Below are 17,072 nucleotides of genomic sequence, written 5' to 3'. Positions count from 1 at the left end.
TCTCAGAAATTCATTGCTCCGCCATCAGCCACCGGTGCATAGTTCTGTCCACGAGGCCACCGGAGAGGAAGTCGGCGGCGTTACCAACCATGGGCTCCGGCCCGGAACGCACCATTCTTTGCCTGATCGTGGTTCTCGATATAACTCCTCTTTTCCCAGCGGTGCTTAGGGTGTCCGGCCTGCCGTGACCAGCCGGTACGGGCCCCCGGGAGCCGACGCAACCTTTTACCTTGATACCTCTACCGGGGAGGTGTGTCCCGTGCGGCGCTTCACAGATATCCTGCCGCCTCCAGGACCGGTCCGCGTCCTTCAGACGAATAACCTCATCGCGACAATCGGCTATGGTCTGTACACCTCTGGCAGCGCCATCTTCTTCGTGAAAGAGAGCGGAATATCCCCGTCCATGGTCGGACTGGGTTTTTCGGCGGCCGGCTTAGCCGGCGTGCTGCTCAGTATGCCCATAGGCCGCCTGGCCGACCGCTGGAACTCCCGCGACGTGTCGATCGCGTGCTCCACAGTGCTCGCATTACTGCTGATCGCCGCCGTGTTCGTGCACTCGTTCTGGGAGTACCTCCCGGTGATCACCGGGATCGGAATCGTCGAGGCCGGGGGCAACGTCGCACGCGGCTCCCTCCTTGCCGAACTGGTGCCGAAGGAACAGCGCGTGCGGACGGCCGCGTACAGCAGAGTGGTGACCAACATCGGATTCTCGCTGGGCGCGCTCTGCGCCGGCGTGGTGCTCGGCGTCAACACCAGAGCGGCGTACGCCTCGTTGATCCTGGGCATGGCGGTGGCCGCACTGGCCGCCGCGGCCTTGAGTCTGCGCCTGCCGCGCCCGCGTAGCGATCGGATGGGCGCGGGAAAGGAAACCAGCGGTACCCGGACATACGACCTCCCCTACATCGCCGTGTCGGTGGTGAGCAGCACCACCCTGATCGGCAACACGGTCCTGACCGTCGGGCTGCCCTTGTGGATCATCACCCACACCGCTGTGCCCCCACCGCTGGCCGCGTGGATGATTCTGGGCAACACACTCCTGGTGATCGCCCTCCAGGTGCGGATGTCCCGAGGGAGCGACACCGTCGCCGGCGCCCGGCGTATGCAGCGCGGTGCGTTCGCCGTCCTCGCCCTCGCCTGTGCGAGCGCCGCCGCCGTGGCGGAGCTCAGCACCCTCGCAGCGACCGGCGTCCTGTTGGTCACCGTCGCCCTGCTGACCCTGGGCGAGTTGTGGGGCGAGAGCGCCAACTGGTCGTTCCGCTACGGCCTGGCGCCGGACAACGCCCATGGTGCTTACGGCGGCATGTACGCGCTGGGCGGGTCGCTGCCGAACATCGTCGGACCGGTGGTGGTGACCTTCTGCACCGCGCGGTTCGTACCGGGCGGATGGTTCATCCTCGCTTCGATCTTCGTGGCCGGCTTGCTGGCAAACGGGCCGGTCATCTCCTGGGCCGAGCGCACCAGGACACCCGAGGACGCGACCTCGTCGGCGGGGCAGCAGGCCGGGACCGACACCGTCAGCTCATTGATGACACCGAATCGAGAGAGTGGATGAGTACTGAAACACAGGCCCCCGCGATGTCAGCGCTGACATCGGTCGCGGCGCTGGTCCTCGGACGTGAGCCGGCCGATGTGCGGGTCGCAGCGCAGAAGAGTTCGTTCGTGACCTTAGGAGGCACGTCGCTCAGTGCGGTCGACCTCGTCGCCCGCGCCGAGCGGCTGGGTCTCGCGCTCGACCTGTCCGGCCTGCTGGGCGGCGACCCGCTGGCCGTGAGCCTGACCGCGACCCGACCGCTGCCGGAACGGGCGGAGAGCCACGCACCGTCGAGCCGCCTCGACCGCCCGGCGACCGCGGGCGAGACCACGATGCTGCTGAGCGAGGGGCTGGACGCGGGCGCGCCTTGGCGACTGCTTTTCAGCGTGGATCTGTACGGTGAACTCGACCGGGAGGCGTTATTGGACGCGGTCCAGACCCTGACGGATCGTCATGAGGCCCTGCGCACCGTCTACTTCGAAGCACCAGACGGGCCGCGCGCACGCGTCGTCCCCCGATGGCGGGCCCGGGTGCGCTTCAACGAGTGGGAACTCGCCGAAGGCGAAGCCGGGGTGGACACGGTCCACACGATGCTCAGCGCGGCTTCGGCCTCCTTGCTGTCACCGTTCGCATGCCCACCTGTCGTCTTCACCCTGACCAAGGCCGGCAGCGCCCGCCATGTGCTGAGTCTGTTGATTCACCATGTGGTGGCCGACGGTTGGAGTGTCGGGCTGTTGTGGCGCGAGCTGTTCGACCACTACCGGGCGGCCGGTCCTGCGGGTACGGCACCCGGCCCCGCGGACCGGCCGGCAATCGTCGCGGAACACATCGTCGTCCGCCGGATCGGCGAGCTGTCCGGAACACCGACCGTACTGGAACTGCCCAGTGACCTTCGCCGGCCCGAGGTCTTCGACGGCCGTGGCGTACGCGTCCCCGTCCGTCTCGACGCCCACCTCAGCGAGCGATGCGTCGAGTTGGCGCAAGCCTGTGGTGTCACGCGCAACGTGCTGCTGTTCGCTGCCTGGTCGGCTGCGATTGCCCGCAGGGCCGGTGTTTCCGAGCTGCTGGTCGGCCTCTCCTGGGTCGGCCGTTCGACGCTGGCGGAACAGGCGACGGTCCAACTGGCCACGTCGGTGCTGCCGGTGCGGTGCGAGCTTGCCGGCGGACAGACCGTCCGTAGCTACGTCGAGGCTGTCGGCCGGGATGTCCGCGCCGCGATCGACGCCAGGGACGTGCCGCGCAAGCGCCTCGCGAACGCTCTGGGCGTCCGGACCGACGCACGGCGCACGCCCTTGACCCAGGTGGGCTTCGCCGCGCATGACGAGATGGTGCCCGAGCGGCTCGATGTCGCGGGCCTTGAAGCCCGGCTGTACGAGGGACACTGCGGCGGCGCGACGTTCGATGCCCTGCTGTATGTGCAGCGGTGGGGTGAACAGCCCCGACTGTGCGTGGAGTACGCGTCCTCTGTCCTCACGCCCGGAGACGCCTCGCTGCTCGTCGCGGATTTCCTGACGGTGCTGCGGCAGATGACCGAGAACCACGAGGGCGAGATCACAGCTGTCGGGGCCACGCCGGCCGACGTGAGTGCCCCCGGGACCGCACCGGCTTCGCCGGGTGGTCTGTGGCAGCTTGTCGAGCAGCTCGCAGGACAGAACCCGCTCGCGCCGGCAGCAGTGGTCCCCGATCGTGAGACCTTGTCCTACGCCGGACTGGTGCGCGCGGTGGAGGCCCAGTCCGCCGAGTTGTACGAGGCAGGTGTCCGGGACGGCGACCGTGTGGTCATCGCCGTACCGCGCTCGGCCGAGGAGATCGTCGCGGTGCTGGCCGCACTTCGGATCGGCGCCGCCTATATCGGCCTGGAGCCGGGAGCACCGGCCGCCGTCGTGCGTCGCGTCACCGAACTGGCCCGGCCCGCAGCGGTTTTGGCCGATCCGCAGCGGGCGGCCGAGCTGGCCTCCGCCGGGCTCGCGGTGCGCCATGTCGAGCCGGTTGATTCCTGGGCGCCTCCGCTCATGGCAGCGGCCGTACCGCCTCCCGCCGCGCCCGACCCGGAGCGCGTCGCGTACATCGCGTTCACCTCGGGCTCCACCGGCAAGCCGAAGGCGGTCCGTATCCCCCATCGCGCCGTGCTGCGACTGATCCTCGCCACCGACGTGGTCCGCCCCAAGGCGCTCGAACGCTTCCTCAGACTCGCCCCGCTGTCCTTCGACGCGTCGACGCTGGAGATCTTCGCCCCGCTGGCCGCCGGGGGCTCGATCGCTGTCTACCCGAACCGGCAGCCGACGACCGGGGAGTTGGCGCGGTTCCTGGGCGCCCAGGCGGTGACAGGGCTCTGGCTGACCGCCGGACTCTTCCGACTCGTGGCGGATCACGAGCCCGAAGCCTTCAGCGCGGTCGACCACCTGTTGACCGGCGGAGACGTCGTGCCCGCCGCCCAGGTCCGTCGGGTGTTGGAGCGCTGCCCCGGCCTGCGGATCACCAACGGCTACGGCCCGACGGAGAACACGACCTTCACAACGGTCCACCATGTGGACGACCCCGCAGCCGTCGGCGACACCGTTCCGATCGGCCGGCCGATCGCCGGAACGGACGTTCTGGTCGTCGACGGTACCGGGCGGCCGGTGCCACAAGGAGCGATCGGGGAGCTCTACACGTCGGGGCGGGGGCTGGCGATCGACTATTTGAACGATCCCCCGGAGACGGAGCGACGCTTCGTGCTCGGGCCGGGGCGGCGCCGTTATTACCGCACCGGGGATCTGGTGCGCTGGGACGAAGACGCGAACCTGCGGATTCTGGGCCGCCGGGATCACCAGGTCAAAATCCGGGGCTTCCGGGTCGAACTCGAAGAAGTGGCCACGGTCCTGCGCGGTCTGCCGGATGTGACGGACGCCGTGGCTGTGGCCGCCACCGGCGGGGCCGAGACCCGGATCGTGGCAGGGATCGTCACCGGCCGGAGCGCCCTTGATCCACTGCGGTTGCGGGCTCTGGCGGCCGAGCAGCTGCCGGACTTCGCAGTTCCCGCACTCTGGGCCGTCACCGAACGCCTTCCGGTGACCGCGAACGGCAAAGTGGACGTACCGGCCTTGACAGCCATTGCGCTTGCCATGTCGTCCGGCGCATCCGGGCCGGGCAACGAGGGCATCGAAGCGCCCGACGAGATCGGCGAGGTCGAAGAGATCGAGGACAAGATCGCCGAGGTCTGGGAGCGGATCCTGGGGTCGGCCGACTTCGGTTACAGCGACCGGTTCTTCGACGTGGGCGGAGACTCCCTGCAAATCCCCTTGGTCCGCAACGAGTTGCTTGCCACCTTCCCCGGCTGCGAGATCAAGCTCGCGGAGATGTTCAGATACTCGACCGTGGGACAGCTCGCCGCCTTCCTGCACGCGAAGGTGAGTGTCACATGAAGTCCGAACCCACCACTGCCCAAGGCCCCGACCTGTCAACGGCCATCGCTGTCATCGGTCTCGCCGGACGGTTCCCCGGCGCGGACGGCGTCGAACAGCTGTGGACCAACCTCCTGGCCGGCGAAGAGTCGCTGACCCGCTTCACCGCCGAACAGCTCGCCGCCGCAGGGGTGCTCGCGGCCGAATACGAGGACCCCGATTACGTACCGGTGCGCGGAGTCCTCAGAGATGTGGAACTCTTCGACGCGAACTTCTTCGGATACTCGGCGCGCGAGGCGGAGCTGACGGACCCGCAGCAGCGGCTGCTCCTCGAATGCGCGTGGCAGGCGATGGACACCGCCGGATACGGCGGCTTCCACGGCAAGGGCGGGGTGTTCGTCGGCACCGGAGTCAACAGCTATCTCCTGCGTCATCTGCTGGCCGACCCGCGCCGCGCTGACGAGGCCGACCTCCTGCAACTCGTCCTGGGCAACGAGAAGGACCACGCCGCTGCCCGGATCGCGTACAAACTCGGCCTGCGAGGGCCCGCCGTGGCGGTCCAGACCGCGTGCTCCACGTCGCTGGTCGCAGTGCACATGGCGAGACAGAGCCTGCTGCGGGGCGAATGCGACATCGCCCTCGCCGGCGGGGCCTCGGTCCAGCCTCCCCAGCAGGCAGGGTACGTCTACGCCCGCAACGGGATCCTTTCGCCCGACGGCCACTGCCGGCCGTTCGACCGGGACGCGCACGGGACGGTGGTCGGCCACGGCGCCGCGCTGGTGGCCCTCAAGCGGGCCCAGGACGCGTACGCCGACGGCGACACCGTGCACGCGCTGATCCGCGGATCAGCCATCAACAACGACGGCGGACGAAAGGTGGGGTACACGGCGCCAAGTGCCGAGGGGCAGGCCGAGGTGATCGGCGCCGCGCTGTCCTCAGCGGGGATCGCCGCGGAGAGCATCGGCTACGTCGAGGCACACGGCACCGGCACCGAACTCGGTGACGGCATCGAGATCGCGGCCCTGACCGAGGCGTACCGGGAGCACACGGACAGGACCGGATTCTGCGCCGTCGGCAGCGTCAAGGCGAACCTGGGGCACCTCGACGCGGCCGCCGGTGTGAGCGGGCTGATCAAGGCGGTCCTGGCGGTGCGCGAAGGCGTGATCCCGCCGACGATCAACTGCCGTGAGCCGAACCCGGAGATCGGCTGGGAGTCCACACCGTTCTTCGTCAACACCCAGGCCTGTGGCTGGCCGGGCGAAGACGGGCCGCGCCGCGCCGGTGTCAGCGCGTTCGGCATCGGCGGCACCAACGCCCACGTCATCGTGGAGCAGCCGGCGGTACGGCAGGCGCCGCGGAAGCAACGACCCGGACCGTCCTTGATCGTACTGTCCGCCCGAGATCCGCAAGCGGCGCGCGCCTCTGCGGCCGCGCTCTCCCAGCATCTGGACACGTCGGTCGCCGCTGATGTCCCGGACATCGCGCACACACTGCAGGTCGGCCGGGCCACCACACCTTGGCGTACCGCGGTGGCCGGCAGCGATCCCCGCGCCCTGCGCGATCAGCTGCGGTCGGCCCTGCCGCGCCAGGCGGCCCGCGCTGTCACCATCGGATTCATGTTCCCGGGGCAGGGCGCCCAGCGCCCCGGCATGGCGGCAGGCCTCTACGAAGCACTGCCGCGGTTCCGGGCGGTGGTCGACGAATGCAGCGAACAGCTCACCGGGCAACTCGGCGTCGATCTAAGCACGTTGCTGCTCGACGCAAGCGAAGAACCCGGGTCCGAAGCCGCCCTGCGGAGCACCCGGCTGGCCCAGCCGGCTCTGTTCGTCACCGAATACGCGCTCGCGCGCCAGCTCACCGGCTGGGGGATCAAGCCGAGAGTGCTCATCGGCCACAGCATCGGTGAGTACACCGCCGCCTGCCTGGCTGGGGCACTCACCCTCCCGGACGCCCTCAACCTTGTCGCGGTACGCGGACGGCTCATGGACGGCGCCCCGCCCGGGAGCATGCTCGCCGTGCACACGGCCGGGGAGAAGATCGAGCCGCTGCTACCCGAAGGCGTCTGCATCGCGGCCCACAACGGCCCCGAGTCGGTCGTCGTGTCGGGAGACCGCGAGGCGGTGGCCGAGTTCGCCGAAACCGCGCTCGACCGCGGCATCTCCGCCCGGCCGTTGCGCGTGTCGCACGGATTTCACAGCGTGCTGATGGACTCGGTACTGGACGAGTTCCACGAGCACGCGTCCGCCGTACGGTATCGCCGCCCCCGCATGCGCGTGATGTCCAACCTCACGGGAGAGCCGGTCGGGGAGTACTCGGCGGAGTACTGGACCAGACATCTGCGGGAGCCGGTGCGTTTCTCCGCCGGGCTGACCCGGGTGCTGGCCATGACGCGACCGGTGCTGGTGGAAGTCGGCCCCGGACGCGCCCTGACCAGTCTCGCCATGTCACACGAGCAGGACGGAGACCTGGTGTGCCGGCCGGCGATGCCCGGCGCCCGGACCGGCACCGATCCGCACACGGAACTGCTGGCCGCCGTCGGTGCGTTGTGGACCGCGGGCGCCGACATCGACTGGACGTCCTTCAGTGGCGGCCAGGGCCGCCGAGTGCCCTTGCCCTCCTACCCGTTCCAGCGCCGTCGCCATTGGCTCGCCCCACCCACGCCGACGGTGGCCGCTCGCCCGCCTGCGTCGAACGCCCCGGCCGAGCAGGCCGAGCAGGCCGAGCAGGCCGAGCAGGCCGAGCAGGCCGAGCAGGCCGAGCAGGCCGAGCAGGCCGAGCAGGCCGAGCAGGCCGAGCAGGCGGCGCAGCCGCCGTACCGACCGGCGCCGGCCGAGGAACCGGCCACGGTCGAGTCACGGCTCCAGGCCATCTGGCAGCGGCTGCTCGGTGACCAACCGATCGCAGGTGACGCCGACTTCTTCGCCCTGGGCGGCGACTCCCTGCTCGCTGTGCGTCTCATAGCCCTGATCCGGCGCGAATTCGACGTGACGCTCAACCTCGACGCAGTACTCGAACACTCGGCCCTCGCCGCACAGGCGAGGCTCGTCCGAGCGGGCTCGGCCGAAAGCTCCAGCCCTTCCATGGCGACGCCGGAGAGGACACGAACGCCCCATGAGTTCTGAACAGCCGCTGGCAAAGATCGTGGCGTTACACGACAGCACGGTACGACCCGTAGTGATCGTCGACTTCAACGAGTTCACACCGAAGACCACACTGGCCGACGTGGCGGACCCCCTGACCGCGGAGCGCGGCCTTTACCGCATCGACGCGGTCACCGCTCCGCTCACCGACACCGAGGACATCGTCGAACTCGCCCGTGCGTGCGCACAGGAGCTGAACCGCCTCGGGGTACGTCCCGAGACGGTGATCGGCTACTGCAGCGCGGCGACGCTGAGTCTGCACCTGGCGGACCAACTCACCGGCCAGGGCTCCCCCGGACCGCGCGTCGTCTTGCTGGAGCCGACCTGGCTGACACCGGACCTGATCCGGGCCGACGCCGCGGCGATCCGCGCGACCCTCGGCGCGACCGCCCGCGAGGACTACGAAGGCGAGCTGTCCCTCCCGGAGATCATGGACTGGCTGCGCCAGGCCCTGATCACACGACTCCGCGCCGACGGGCTTCCTGAGGAAGACCTCGACATGTGCGTCGTCATGCTCAGCGACCGCTATCGCGCCTGGTTCGGATTTCTCCTGCACACCCTCGACACCCCTGTCCCGTCCGCGCTACGGCCCGACGCGGTGGTGGTCGGGAACGACGGGCTCCGATTCGCCCACCCGGACTGGCCGCGCGCCGGGGTCCGGGTGGAGGAGATGCCACTGCCGACGGGATCGCTGCTGGGTGATCCGCAGACCGCCAGGCTGCTCGGTCAGCTCATCGATCCGCCGTCAGCCGCCGCCGGGCCGCGGGAACACGGTGAACCGGCATGGGACGACGGCGCGCGCATGCCGGATCTGCTGTGGCGCGCGTTCGACCTCGCGGGAAGCGCACCGGCGGTCGCGGACGAGGCGGAGTCCATCTCGTACCGGGAACTCGCCCGGCGTGCAGGCGCTTTGGCCCAGCGGCTGCGGGACGAAGGTGTCACGTCCGATGTGACCGTTGCCGTGTGCGCCGAGCGCTCGGTCGGCCTGGCGGTCGCGATCGTGGCGGTCCTGCTCGCCGACGGCGCGTTTCTGCCTCTGGACCCGACCTGGCCGGCCGGCCGGATCGAGCATGTGCTCGGCGAGGCCGAACCGCCGGTGATCCTTGCCGACGAGCAGTACCGACCGAAACTGCCGACCCGTCGCGGTACCACGGTCCTCGGCCTGGACGGCGCTCCTGGGTCGTCGGCCGGCCAGGCAGGCGGCCGGGCTCCGGCGCAGCCAGGTACGGACAGCGATCTGGATCTCGCCTACGTGATCTACACCTCGGGATCCACCGGCCGGCCCAAGGGTGTCGGCGTTCCGCACCGCGGTCTGGTCAACCGGCTGCGCTGGATGCAGGAACGGTTCCCGATCGGCCCCGGCGACGCGGTCCTGCAGAAAACCCCGTACACCTTCGACGTGTCCGTCTGGGAGTTCGTGTGGCCGCTGACGGTGGGCGCACGGCTGGTCATGGCCAGGCCCGGCGGCCAGCGGGACCCGGAGTACCTGGCGGAGACGATCCGCAGGGAAGGCATCACGGTCGTCCATTTCGTACCGTCGATGCTTGAGGCGTTCCTGACCGAGACCGAGGCGGCTCCGTGCTCCGCACTGCGGCATGTCATCGCCAGTGGCGAGGCGCTCAGCCGCGGGTTGGCCAACCGTTTCGCCGCGTCGTACGACGCGCGGTTGCACAATCTCTACGGCCCCACCGAGGCATCGATCGATGTGACGTGGTGGACCTGCCGAACACCCGAACCCGGGCCGGGAGTTCCGATCGGCCGGCCGATCAGGGGGGTACGTGTGTCGGTACGCGACGACACCGGCCGCCCCGTCAGCGCGGGGGAAGTGGGCGAACTGTACGTCGGCGGAGTGTGTCTCGCCCGCGGGTACGTCGGTCAGCCGGAGTTGACCGCGGCGAGCTTCGTCGACGACCCCGACGCATCGGGCGAGCGCCTGTACCGTACCGGCGATCTGGTCAGCTGGTCGGACGAAGGATTCCTGGTGTTCCACGGCCGCCGGGACCACCAGATCAAACTTCGCGGGCTGAGGATCGAGCCGGGCGAGATTGAAGCGGTGGCCGCTGAACATCCTTCGGTCGGCGCGGCCGTCGCGATGGTGCGGGACGATGTGGCCGGCAGTGCGAAACTCGTGCTCTACGTCACCCCCGCACTGGACCCGGACGAAACCGCGGCGCTACGCGGCCACTTGGCCGCCATGCTGCCGGAGCTGCTGGTCCCCGCTGTGATCGTGTCACTGCCCACGTTCCCCGTCACCGCCAACGGCAAGTGTGACCGGGTGGCCCTGCCCGCCCCGGCGAACACCGGCATCGGTCGCGGTAGCACCCGCCGCCGGCCCGCTGCCGGATGAGTGACGACGATCCCAACCCGGCAGAGGCACCGCTGATGGACTTGACATCACATCTGGAAGGTATTGCCGACGACTGCCTCAACACCCCGCACCGAATACGGCACATGGGGCCGAGGTTCATCTCGACGAGCGCACGAAATGAGCAGGACGCCGTCATGTTCGATGCCGCGTGCCTGTTTCTTGACGTCAACGGGTCGTCCGATATTTTGAATGCCCTGGGCAGACAGGACGGAGCCAGATTCTTCCGGGCTCTCGCGCTGGGCGCTGCGGCGGTCACAACGGCCAATGAGGGACACGTCCGCGGGGTACAAGGAGATGCCGTACTGGCATTCTTCACCGGCCCGCACAGCGCGCTCAGGGCCGTTGACACAGCCGTACAAGTCAACCGTTACGCCTCGAACAACTTGCATCCGCGATTTCAAGCGCACTTAGGGCGCAATCAGGCTGCGACGCGAAGGAGACTGGGTTTCAGTGTCGGCTTCGGCATAGACATAGGGTCGGTCTTCGCCGTTCCTGTGGATGCCGGCGGCGTAAGAGACAGGATTTGGGCGGGGCGCTGCGTGAATACAGCAGCCAAGCTTTCCAAAGTTCCGCGGGACCAACGTCCCTTGGCGGTGACGAAGGAGGTTTTGACCTCCATCGAGGAGGAGTCGAAGGATCATCCCGGTCGGCTCCCTTCCGATTACTGGTCTCGTGCGGTAACCGTTCGCACGGGTGGAGCGCTACGAACGGTGCAGTTCGGTGGGCAACCTCTCGGCGAAGAGGAAAAGCTGCCTTTGTGAACTAGCAACTTTCACCCCTTCGGCACGGATCGGAGACGATCAGCGCCGAAGGGGTGAAACTCATGCGGTCGCCTCGTCCACGAACTGGGTGAGCGCGTCACACAACGCCGCACCGAACCGGTCGACAAGTCCGTCGGGGTAGCGGCCCGCTACCGTATTCACACCCATGCGGAGTTGGTCACCGTCGCGCTCAACCTGAATACTGGGCCCGGGGAAAGTTGTGAAAGGTGCGCTTTCCTCCAGCAGCCGGGCCCGCGCGGCCCCCAGATGGGCGCCGACCGTCGAGCCGCCCGTGTGGTGGACGTAGATGTGTGGCTTGTGCGGTGATCGACCGCCTACCGTGCCCTGATATCGCCGCACCAGCACGTTGAACGGCACCGGATTGCGATACGCGAACATGAGCTGCTCCTGCGTACGACGGACCAGTTCGAGTGCCGACACCCGCAGGCCGCCGTCCGGGTCACCGAGGCGGACGATCACGCTGTCCGAGAGCCAGCCGACCAGGTGTTCCTCGTCGACGCTCGTCCGGCCGGACTGGGAGGAGCACACCACGGCGTCCTGTCTGCCGTCGAGCGCGTGCAGCGCGTGGAAAACCAGGCCTATCACCGCGGTGTGCTGCGTGACTCCGGCGGCCAGGCAGGCGGCCTCGAACGCGGCAGCCGCAGGAGCGGGCGGGGTGAACTCGCTGAACGCGGCCGGTTGCGGCGGACGGAACTCCTCCGCGGGATCGACCGGCGCGAGATCGTCCTGTGGTGCGCTGGGGAACCCGGCCAACGCCTTGTCCCACGCCTCCAGCATGCGCGCCTCGCCGGCCCGCCACTGCGCGTCACGCGCGCCGAGTACCTGTTGCGGGGTGACGGGCAGAGACGGCAACTGCGGCCGGCGGTTCTGCAGCGCCGCCTCGTAGAACTCGGTGAGGTCACGCCACAGCAGCCCCATGGAGGTCGCGTCGCTCACCAGGTGGTCGACGGTCATGGTGAACAGGCTGCGGTCCTCGCTCAGCAGCGTGATATGCGCGGACAGCAGAGGTGAGCCGCTGAAGTCGAAGGGGGTGGCCGCCGTCTCGTGAGCCAGGGTGAGCGCGTCGGACCAGGCGTCGTCGAAGGGACGGTGGCGCAGGTCGCGGACGCCCAGGAACGCTTCGGTCTCGCTCTGTACCGGGAGCTCGGTGAGGCTGAGTTCGGCCTGGTCCGTGAGGAACGCGGTCCGCAGCCCGGCGTGCCGGGAGACGAGGCTCCGGACCGCCGATTCGAGCGCCGGGACGTCAACCGGGCCGACGAGCTCCACCGCGAGCTGGATCGCGAACGGCGGCGCGGCCTCGCCGGCCCGCAGCCGCTCGCGCACCATCGCCAGGCGGTTCTGCTGAGCGTGGGAGAGCCCTGGCACGGCCGCCGGAACGCTGTCCGCTTGCTGCCCCAGGTGTGCGGCGATCACCGCGAACTGCCGCGCGAATGTGCGGTGCTCCAGGACGTCGACAAGGCCGATCTGCGTGAAGCCCGCCTTTCGGATCCGGGCGGCCAGAACCGTCGCTTGCAGCGAGCTGCCCCCGAGCGCGAAGAAGTCCGTATCGTCCTGTGGCTCGGACCCGAGTAATTCCGCCCACTGCGCCGCGAGCCAGCTTTTGAGCTCGCCCGGCGCGACTGTCGGTTCCATGGAAATCCCCGTTGTCATGCTGTTTGGTTCCCTTCGGCAGGTGATGCGCGGCCGGCGTCGTGCGCGAGCGTAGGACAGTTCGACGGGGCCGGCAACATCGAACTCGCTTGTATGCGGGCTACTTCGGAACGTCGGCGGTCTGCGCGAGATGTCCTTCGATCAGCGCGACGTCGGCCAGGTCTTTGGCCCGGCCGAGGCTCCGCTTCCAGATGAGCGTAAGTGACAGTGACAGGAAATGTACGCCGTCGATCATTTCGCTCTCGTCGATCAGGCGGTCGGTGTCGACGTCGACCCCGAACTGGCGGATCGGATGCCAACAGTCGAATATCTCGACCGGTGCGCCCGTAAGCCCGACCCGCAGCCCGTTACCGGATGCCGCCGGTCCCGGCCGGCCGAGTTCGACGGCCCTCGCCCAGGCCGTTCCTCGGGCCACCAGGTCGAGGTCGGATATCTCCGGCTTCAGATGGTGCACTAACAGCGGTGCACTACCGGCGACGACATAGTCGCGTGGCGGGAGATCGAGGGTTGCGAGCAGGGTTCTGAGGCGGGATTCAGAGATGGCCATACGCCTATCATGCGCACTGAAAGGGCGTCGGTGTGACGCATTTGGCGGTCAGAGCCGATCCGGAGTGGTGGGAAGTGTGGAGGGGGTGGTCCTTGCGGGTTACTGTTCAGGCGGAATCTTGTCCCGGGCGTAATTAAGCGGAACCTGGCGGGTTTCCCCGGCTCAGTGCGTGGTGCCCGGCTCGCCCTGCCACGAGTGCCACAGCGCCGCGTACTCGCCCTCCGTCGCCACCAGTTCGTCGTGGGTGCCCAGTTCCGTCAGGTGGCCGGCTGCCATTACCGCCACGCGGTCCGCGTCGCGGGCTGTGTGGAGGCGGTGGGCTATGGCTATGACCGTGCGGCCCTTCAGGACCGCTGCCAGGGCGCGTTCCGTGTGGCGGGCTGTTGTGGGGTCGAGGAGGGCCGTCGCCTCGTCCAGGATCAGGGTGTGCGGGTCGGCCAGTACGACTCTGGCCAGGGCCAGTTGCTGCGACTGCGCGCCGTTGACCAGGTGTTTGCCCGCGCCCAGTTCCGTGTCCAGGCCGTCCACCAGCCGCTGGACCCAGTCCGCTCCCACCACCGCCAGCGCCGACCACAGGTCTTCGTCCGTGGCGGTCGGGGCCGCGATCAGCAGGTTGTCGCGGACCGTGTCGTGGAAGACATGGTGCTCCTGCGTCACGAGCACCACCTGGCGGCGCAGCTCGTCCGGGTCCAGGTCCGCGACGGGTACGCCACCCACCGTCACCGTGCCCCGGCCCGGCCGGTCGATGCCGACGAGCAGCCGGCCCAGGGTGGACTTCCCGGCTCCCGACGGGCCGACGACGGCGAGCCGTTCGCCGGGGCGGACCGTCAGGTCGACGCCGTGCAGCACGTCGCGGCCGCCGTCGTACGCGTAGTGGACGCCGGTCACCTCGATGCGGTCGTCCGCGGGGACCGGGCCCGTGGACGGCCGTACGCGCGGGGCCAGTCCGAGGCCTTCGACGCGTGCGAACGCGGCTCCGCTGCTCTGCAGTTGCTCCATCTGCTGCAGGATCACGTCCAGCGGCTGCGAGAGCTGCCGCAGGTACAGGGCGCAGGAGACGACCGTGCCCAGGCTGACCGCGTCGTGGTCGAGCAGCGCGCCGCCGACCAGCAGGACGGCGACCACGGGGATGACGTACGAGATGTCGATCGAGGGGAAGAGCACACTGCGCAGCCGCAGCGTCCGCAGCCGGGTCCGCAGCCACGTCCCGTTGGCCTCGCGGCCGGCCGTGATCCGGCGGTCCTGGAGGCTCAGTGCCTCGACCGTACGGGCGCCCGTGGCCGTGGTGGTGATGACCTCCGCCAAACCCGAGTCGGCCTCGCCCTGGACGAGGTAGGCGGTGCGGGCGCGGCGCAGGTACCAGCGGGCGGCGATCACGATGCCGAACAGGCCCAGCAGGCCGCACAGCCCGAGCAGCGGATCGAGGACGAGTACGGCGACGATGACGAACACCGCCTGGATCGCGGCGATCACGATCTCGGGGCCCGCGTCGCGCAGGGTGCTGCCCACCGCCACGACGTCGGTGGTGCCCCGCGATGTCAGATCGCCGGTGCCCGCCCGCTCCACCACGGCGACCGGCAGGTCGAGTGCCCGGTCGACGAACTGTTCGCGGACACGGGCCAAGGTCCGTTCGCCGAAGCGGTGGCCGACGTACCCGGCGTAACGGGTGAGGATCAGCTGGGCGAGCGCGCAGGCCACGATGGCGTACGCGTACCGGTCGACGGTGCCGACGGCGCCGTGGCCCGCGCTCACCACGTTGACGATGCGCCCGAGCAGCCACGGCGCGACGAGACCGACGGCCGCCGCAGCCGCGTTGAGGACGAGCATCAGGCTGAAGGCGGCACGCTCCTGCCCGATCAACCGCATCGCGGCGCGCCGGACGTGGCGCTGTGCCGCGACGGGCAGCGCGGTTGCGTCGCGGTCGCCGGTCATCGGCCCACCGCCTCCTCGTCCTCCTCCGCACCCCGCGACACCAACTCCCGGTATCCCGCCGTCGATGACAGCAGCTCCTGGTGCGTGCCCACGGCCGCCACCCGCCCGTCGGCCAGATAGCAGACGGCGTCCGCGTGGTCCAGGAGCAGCGGCGAGGTGCTGGTGACCACCGTCGTACGCCCGGCGCGCGTCGCGTGCAGGCGCGCGGCGAGGGCGGCTTCGGTGTGCGCGTCGACCGCCGAGGTCGGTTCGACGGCGAGCAGCACCTCGGGTTCGGCGAGCAACGCCCGTACCAGCCGCACGCGTTGGCGCTGGCCGCCGGAGAGGTTGCGGCCCTGGGCGTCGATCGCGGAGTCAAGTCCCCCGGGCAGCCCTTGGACAATGTCGTCGGCGACCGCCGTACGTACGGCCTCGGCGATGGCTTCGTCTCTCCGTTCCGACCGGCCCTCGACGACGGCGCGCAGGGTGCCCGAGAACAGATCGGCTTCGTTGTCGGCGACCAGGATCCGTTCCCGTACGTCCGTCAGGGCGACGGCGTCGAGCCGTACGCCACCCCAGGTGGCTGCCGAGCGGGCGAACCGGCCCACCCGGTCGACCACGGCGGCCGTCTCCTCGGGCCGGGCCGAGACGAGCGCGGTCATCATCCCGGGTTCGATCTCCACACCGGATTCGGGGTCGCGCAGTGTGGACGGTTCAGCGGGCGCCGCCACCCGCGCCGTCCCGGTGTCGTCCGCCGCCTCGGGGCGCAGGTTCAGGAAGTGGGTGACACGGCGGGCCGCGACCAGCCCGCGGCTGACGTCGTAACCGCCCTCGATGAAGAAGGAGACCGGCACGACGAGGACAGCCACGTAACCGTAGACCGCGACCAGATCGCCGGCGCTGATCGTCCCCTGCGCCGCCATCCGGGCGCTCAGCCACGTCACGGCGGCGAGGAACAGCGCGGGCAGGCCGACACCGAGGGCCTGGATCCAGCTCGTCACCGCCCCCACCCGGTAGCCCTCGGTGCTCAGCCGCCGCGAACCGCGCCGGTAGCGCGTCGCGTACGCGTCCTTGCCGCCGAGACCGCCGAGGACCCGCAGCCCGCCCACCATGTCGGCGACCCGGGCGGCCAGCTCGCTCTGCTGTGCGCGGTACGAGGTCTCCACCGCCCGCAGCCGGCCCAGCAGCGGTCCGATCAGCAGCACCAGTACGGGCACGCCCAGCACCACGACCACGGCGAGCAGCGGCGAGATGGTCAACAGCAGTACGGCCACGACGGCATACGAGAGCACGGCGCCGACTCCCGGCCCTGTCACGGTCAGGGTGCCGGCCATCATCGCGACATCGCCGAACCCGATGGTGACCATCTCCCCCGCCGTGACACGGCGCGGGAGGGTGGCACCGAGCCGCGTCGCGTGCTCGACCACGGTCTGCACCGTGCGCAGTGCGGCGTCCGTCCGGATCCTGGTCATGGTGCGGTGGCGCATGATCGCGAGCCAGGCGTTGAGGACGCCGACGCCGAGCAGCGCGGCCGTCCAGCCGAGCAGCGCGTCGCGCCGGCCGGGGCGCAGCCCGTCGTCGATGGCGTGGGAGAGCAGGAACGGCGGCAGGGTGAGGGCGATCATCCAGAGGCTGCCGAGTGTGGCCCCGGCGGCGATACGGCGGGGCTGGCTCGCGGCCAGCCACCAGAGATAACGCGCGGCACCGCGCCGGTCGGGCTCTCCCGGGTTCATGTAGGCGCCACTCATGGGTAACACACT

The 17,072-nt window shown here is 69.6% G+C and carries 9 protein-coding genes; 5 read left to right on the top strand and 4 right to left on the bottom strand.

From position 1 onward, the window contains the following. The first annotated feature begins 259 nt into the window (after positions 1-259). From OHS57_RS30080 to OHS57_RS30060, 5 genes are read left to right on the top strand one after another with little or no spacing between them, the layout of a single operon-like run. Complete coding sequence (locus tag OHS57_RS30080) at positions 260-1,552, top strand: MFS transporter (protein WP_328583915.1); 1,293 nt, start codon at positions 260-262, stop codon at positions 1,550-1,552. Then, the gene (locus OHS57_RS30075; protein WP_328583914.1) at positions 1,549-4,935 is read left to right on the top strand and encodes a non-ribosomal peptide synthetase; all 3,387 of its coding nucleotides are present in this window, start codon (positions 1,549-1,551) and stop codon (positions 4,933-4,935) included. Before OHS57_RS30080 ends, OHS57_RS30075 begins: the two co-directional genes overlap by 4 nt. After that, the gene (locus OHS57_RS30070; RefSeq protein ID WP_328583913.1) at positions 4,932-8,036 is read left to right on the top strand and encodes a type I polyketide synthase; all 3,105 of its coding nucleotides are present in this window, start codon (positions 4,932-4,934) and stop codon (positions 8,034-8,036) included. Before OHS57_RS30075 ends, OHS57_RS30070 begins: the two co-directional genes overlap by 4 nt. Then, entirely contained in the window at positions 8,026-10,401 is a 2,376-nt protein-coding gene (locus tag OHS57_RS30065; RefSeq protein ID WP_328583912.1) for an amino acid adenylation domain-containing protein, read from the top strand. The genes OHS57_RS30070 and OHS57_RS30065 overlap by 11 nt, the downstream gene beginning before the upstream one ends. Beyond that, the gene (locus tag OHS57_RS30060) at positions 10,398-11,183 is read left to right on the top strand and encodes a hypothetical protein (RefSeq protein WP_328583911.1); all 786 of its coding nucleotides are present in this window, start codon (positions 10,398-10,400) and stop codon (positions 11,181-11,183) included. Before OHS57_RS30065 ends, OHS57_RS30060 begins: the two co-directional genes overlap by 4 nt. Positions 11,184-11,243: 60 nt before the next feature. Here the strand turns inward: OHS57_RS30060 and OHS57_RS30055 are convergent, their stop codons facing one another. The 4 genes from OHS57_RS30055 to OHS57_RS30040 all read right to left on the bottom strand — a co-directional run bounded on the left by OHS57_RS30055 (position 11,244) and on the right by OHS57_RS30040 (position 17,060). Continuing rightward, positions 11,244-12,836 (bottom strand): condensation domain-containing protein, encoded by a 1,593-nt coding sequence (locus OHS57_RS30055; RefSeq protein ID WP_328583910.1) that lies wholly within the window; start codon positions 12,834-12,836, stop codon positions 11,244-11,246. A 118-nt stretch (positions 12,837-12,954) separates the two neighbouring features. After that, entirely contained in the window at positions 12,955-13,401 is a 447-nt protein-coding gene (locus tag OHS57_RS30050) for a hypothetical protein (RefSeq protein WP_328583909.1), read from the bottom strand. A 162-nt stretch (positions 13,402-13,563) separates the two neighbouring features. Then, positions 13,564-15,333 carry an ABC transporter ATP-binding protein gene (locus OHS57_RS30045; RefSeq protein ID WP_328583908.1) on the bottom strand — a complete coding sequence of 590 codons (1,770 nt, stop codon included), beginning with the start codon at positions 15,331-15,333 and terminating at the stop codon, positions 13,564-13,566. Continuing rightward, positions 15,330-17,060, bottom strand: a complete 1,731-nt coding sequence (locus OHS57_RS30040; RefSeq protein WP_328583907.1) for an ABC transporter ATP-binding protein — start codon at positions 17,058-17,060, stop codon at positions 15,330-15,332. The genes OHS57_RS30045 and OHS57_RS30040 overlap by 4 nt, the downstream gene beginning before the upstream one ends. Positions 17,061-17,072: the final 12 nt, after the last annotated feature.

Origin of the sequence: Streptomyces sp. NBC_00370 (assembly GCF_036084755.1) — a bacterium.
GTDB lineage: Bacteria > Actinomycetota > Actinomycetes > Streptomycetales > Streptomycetaceae > Streptomyces.
The sequence above is the reverse complement of the archived record's forward strand: the minus strand, read 5'-3'. Positions and strand labels throughout refer to the sequence as shown.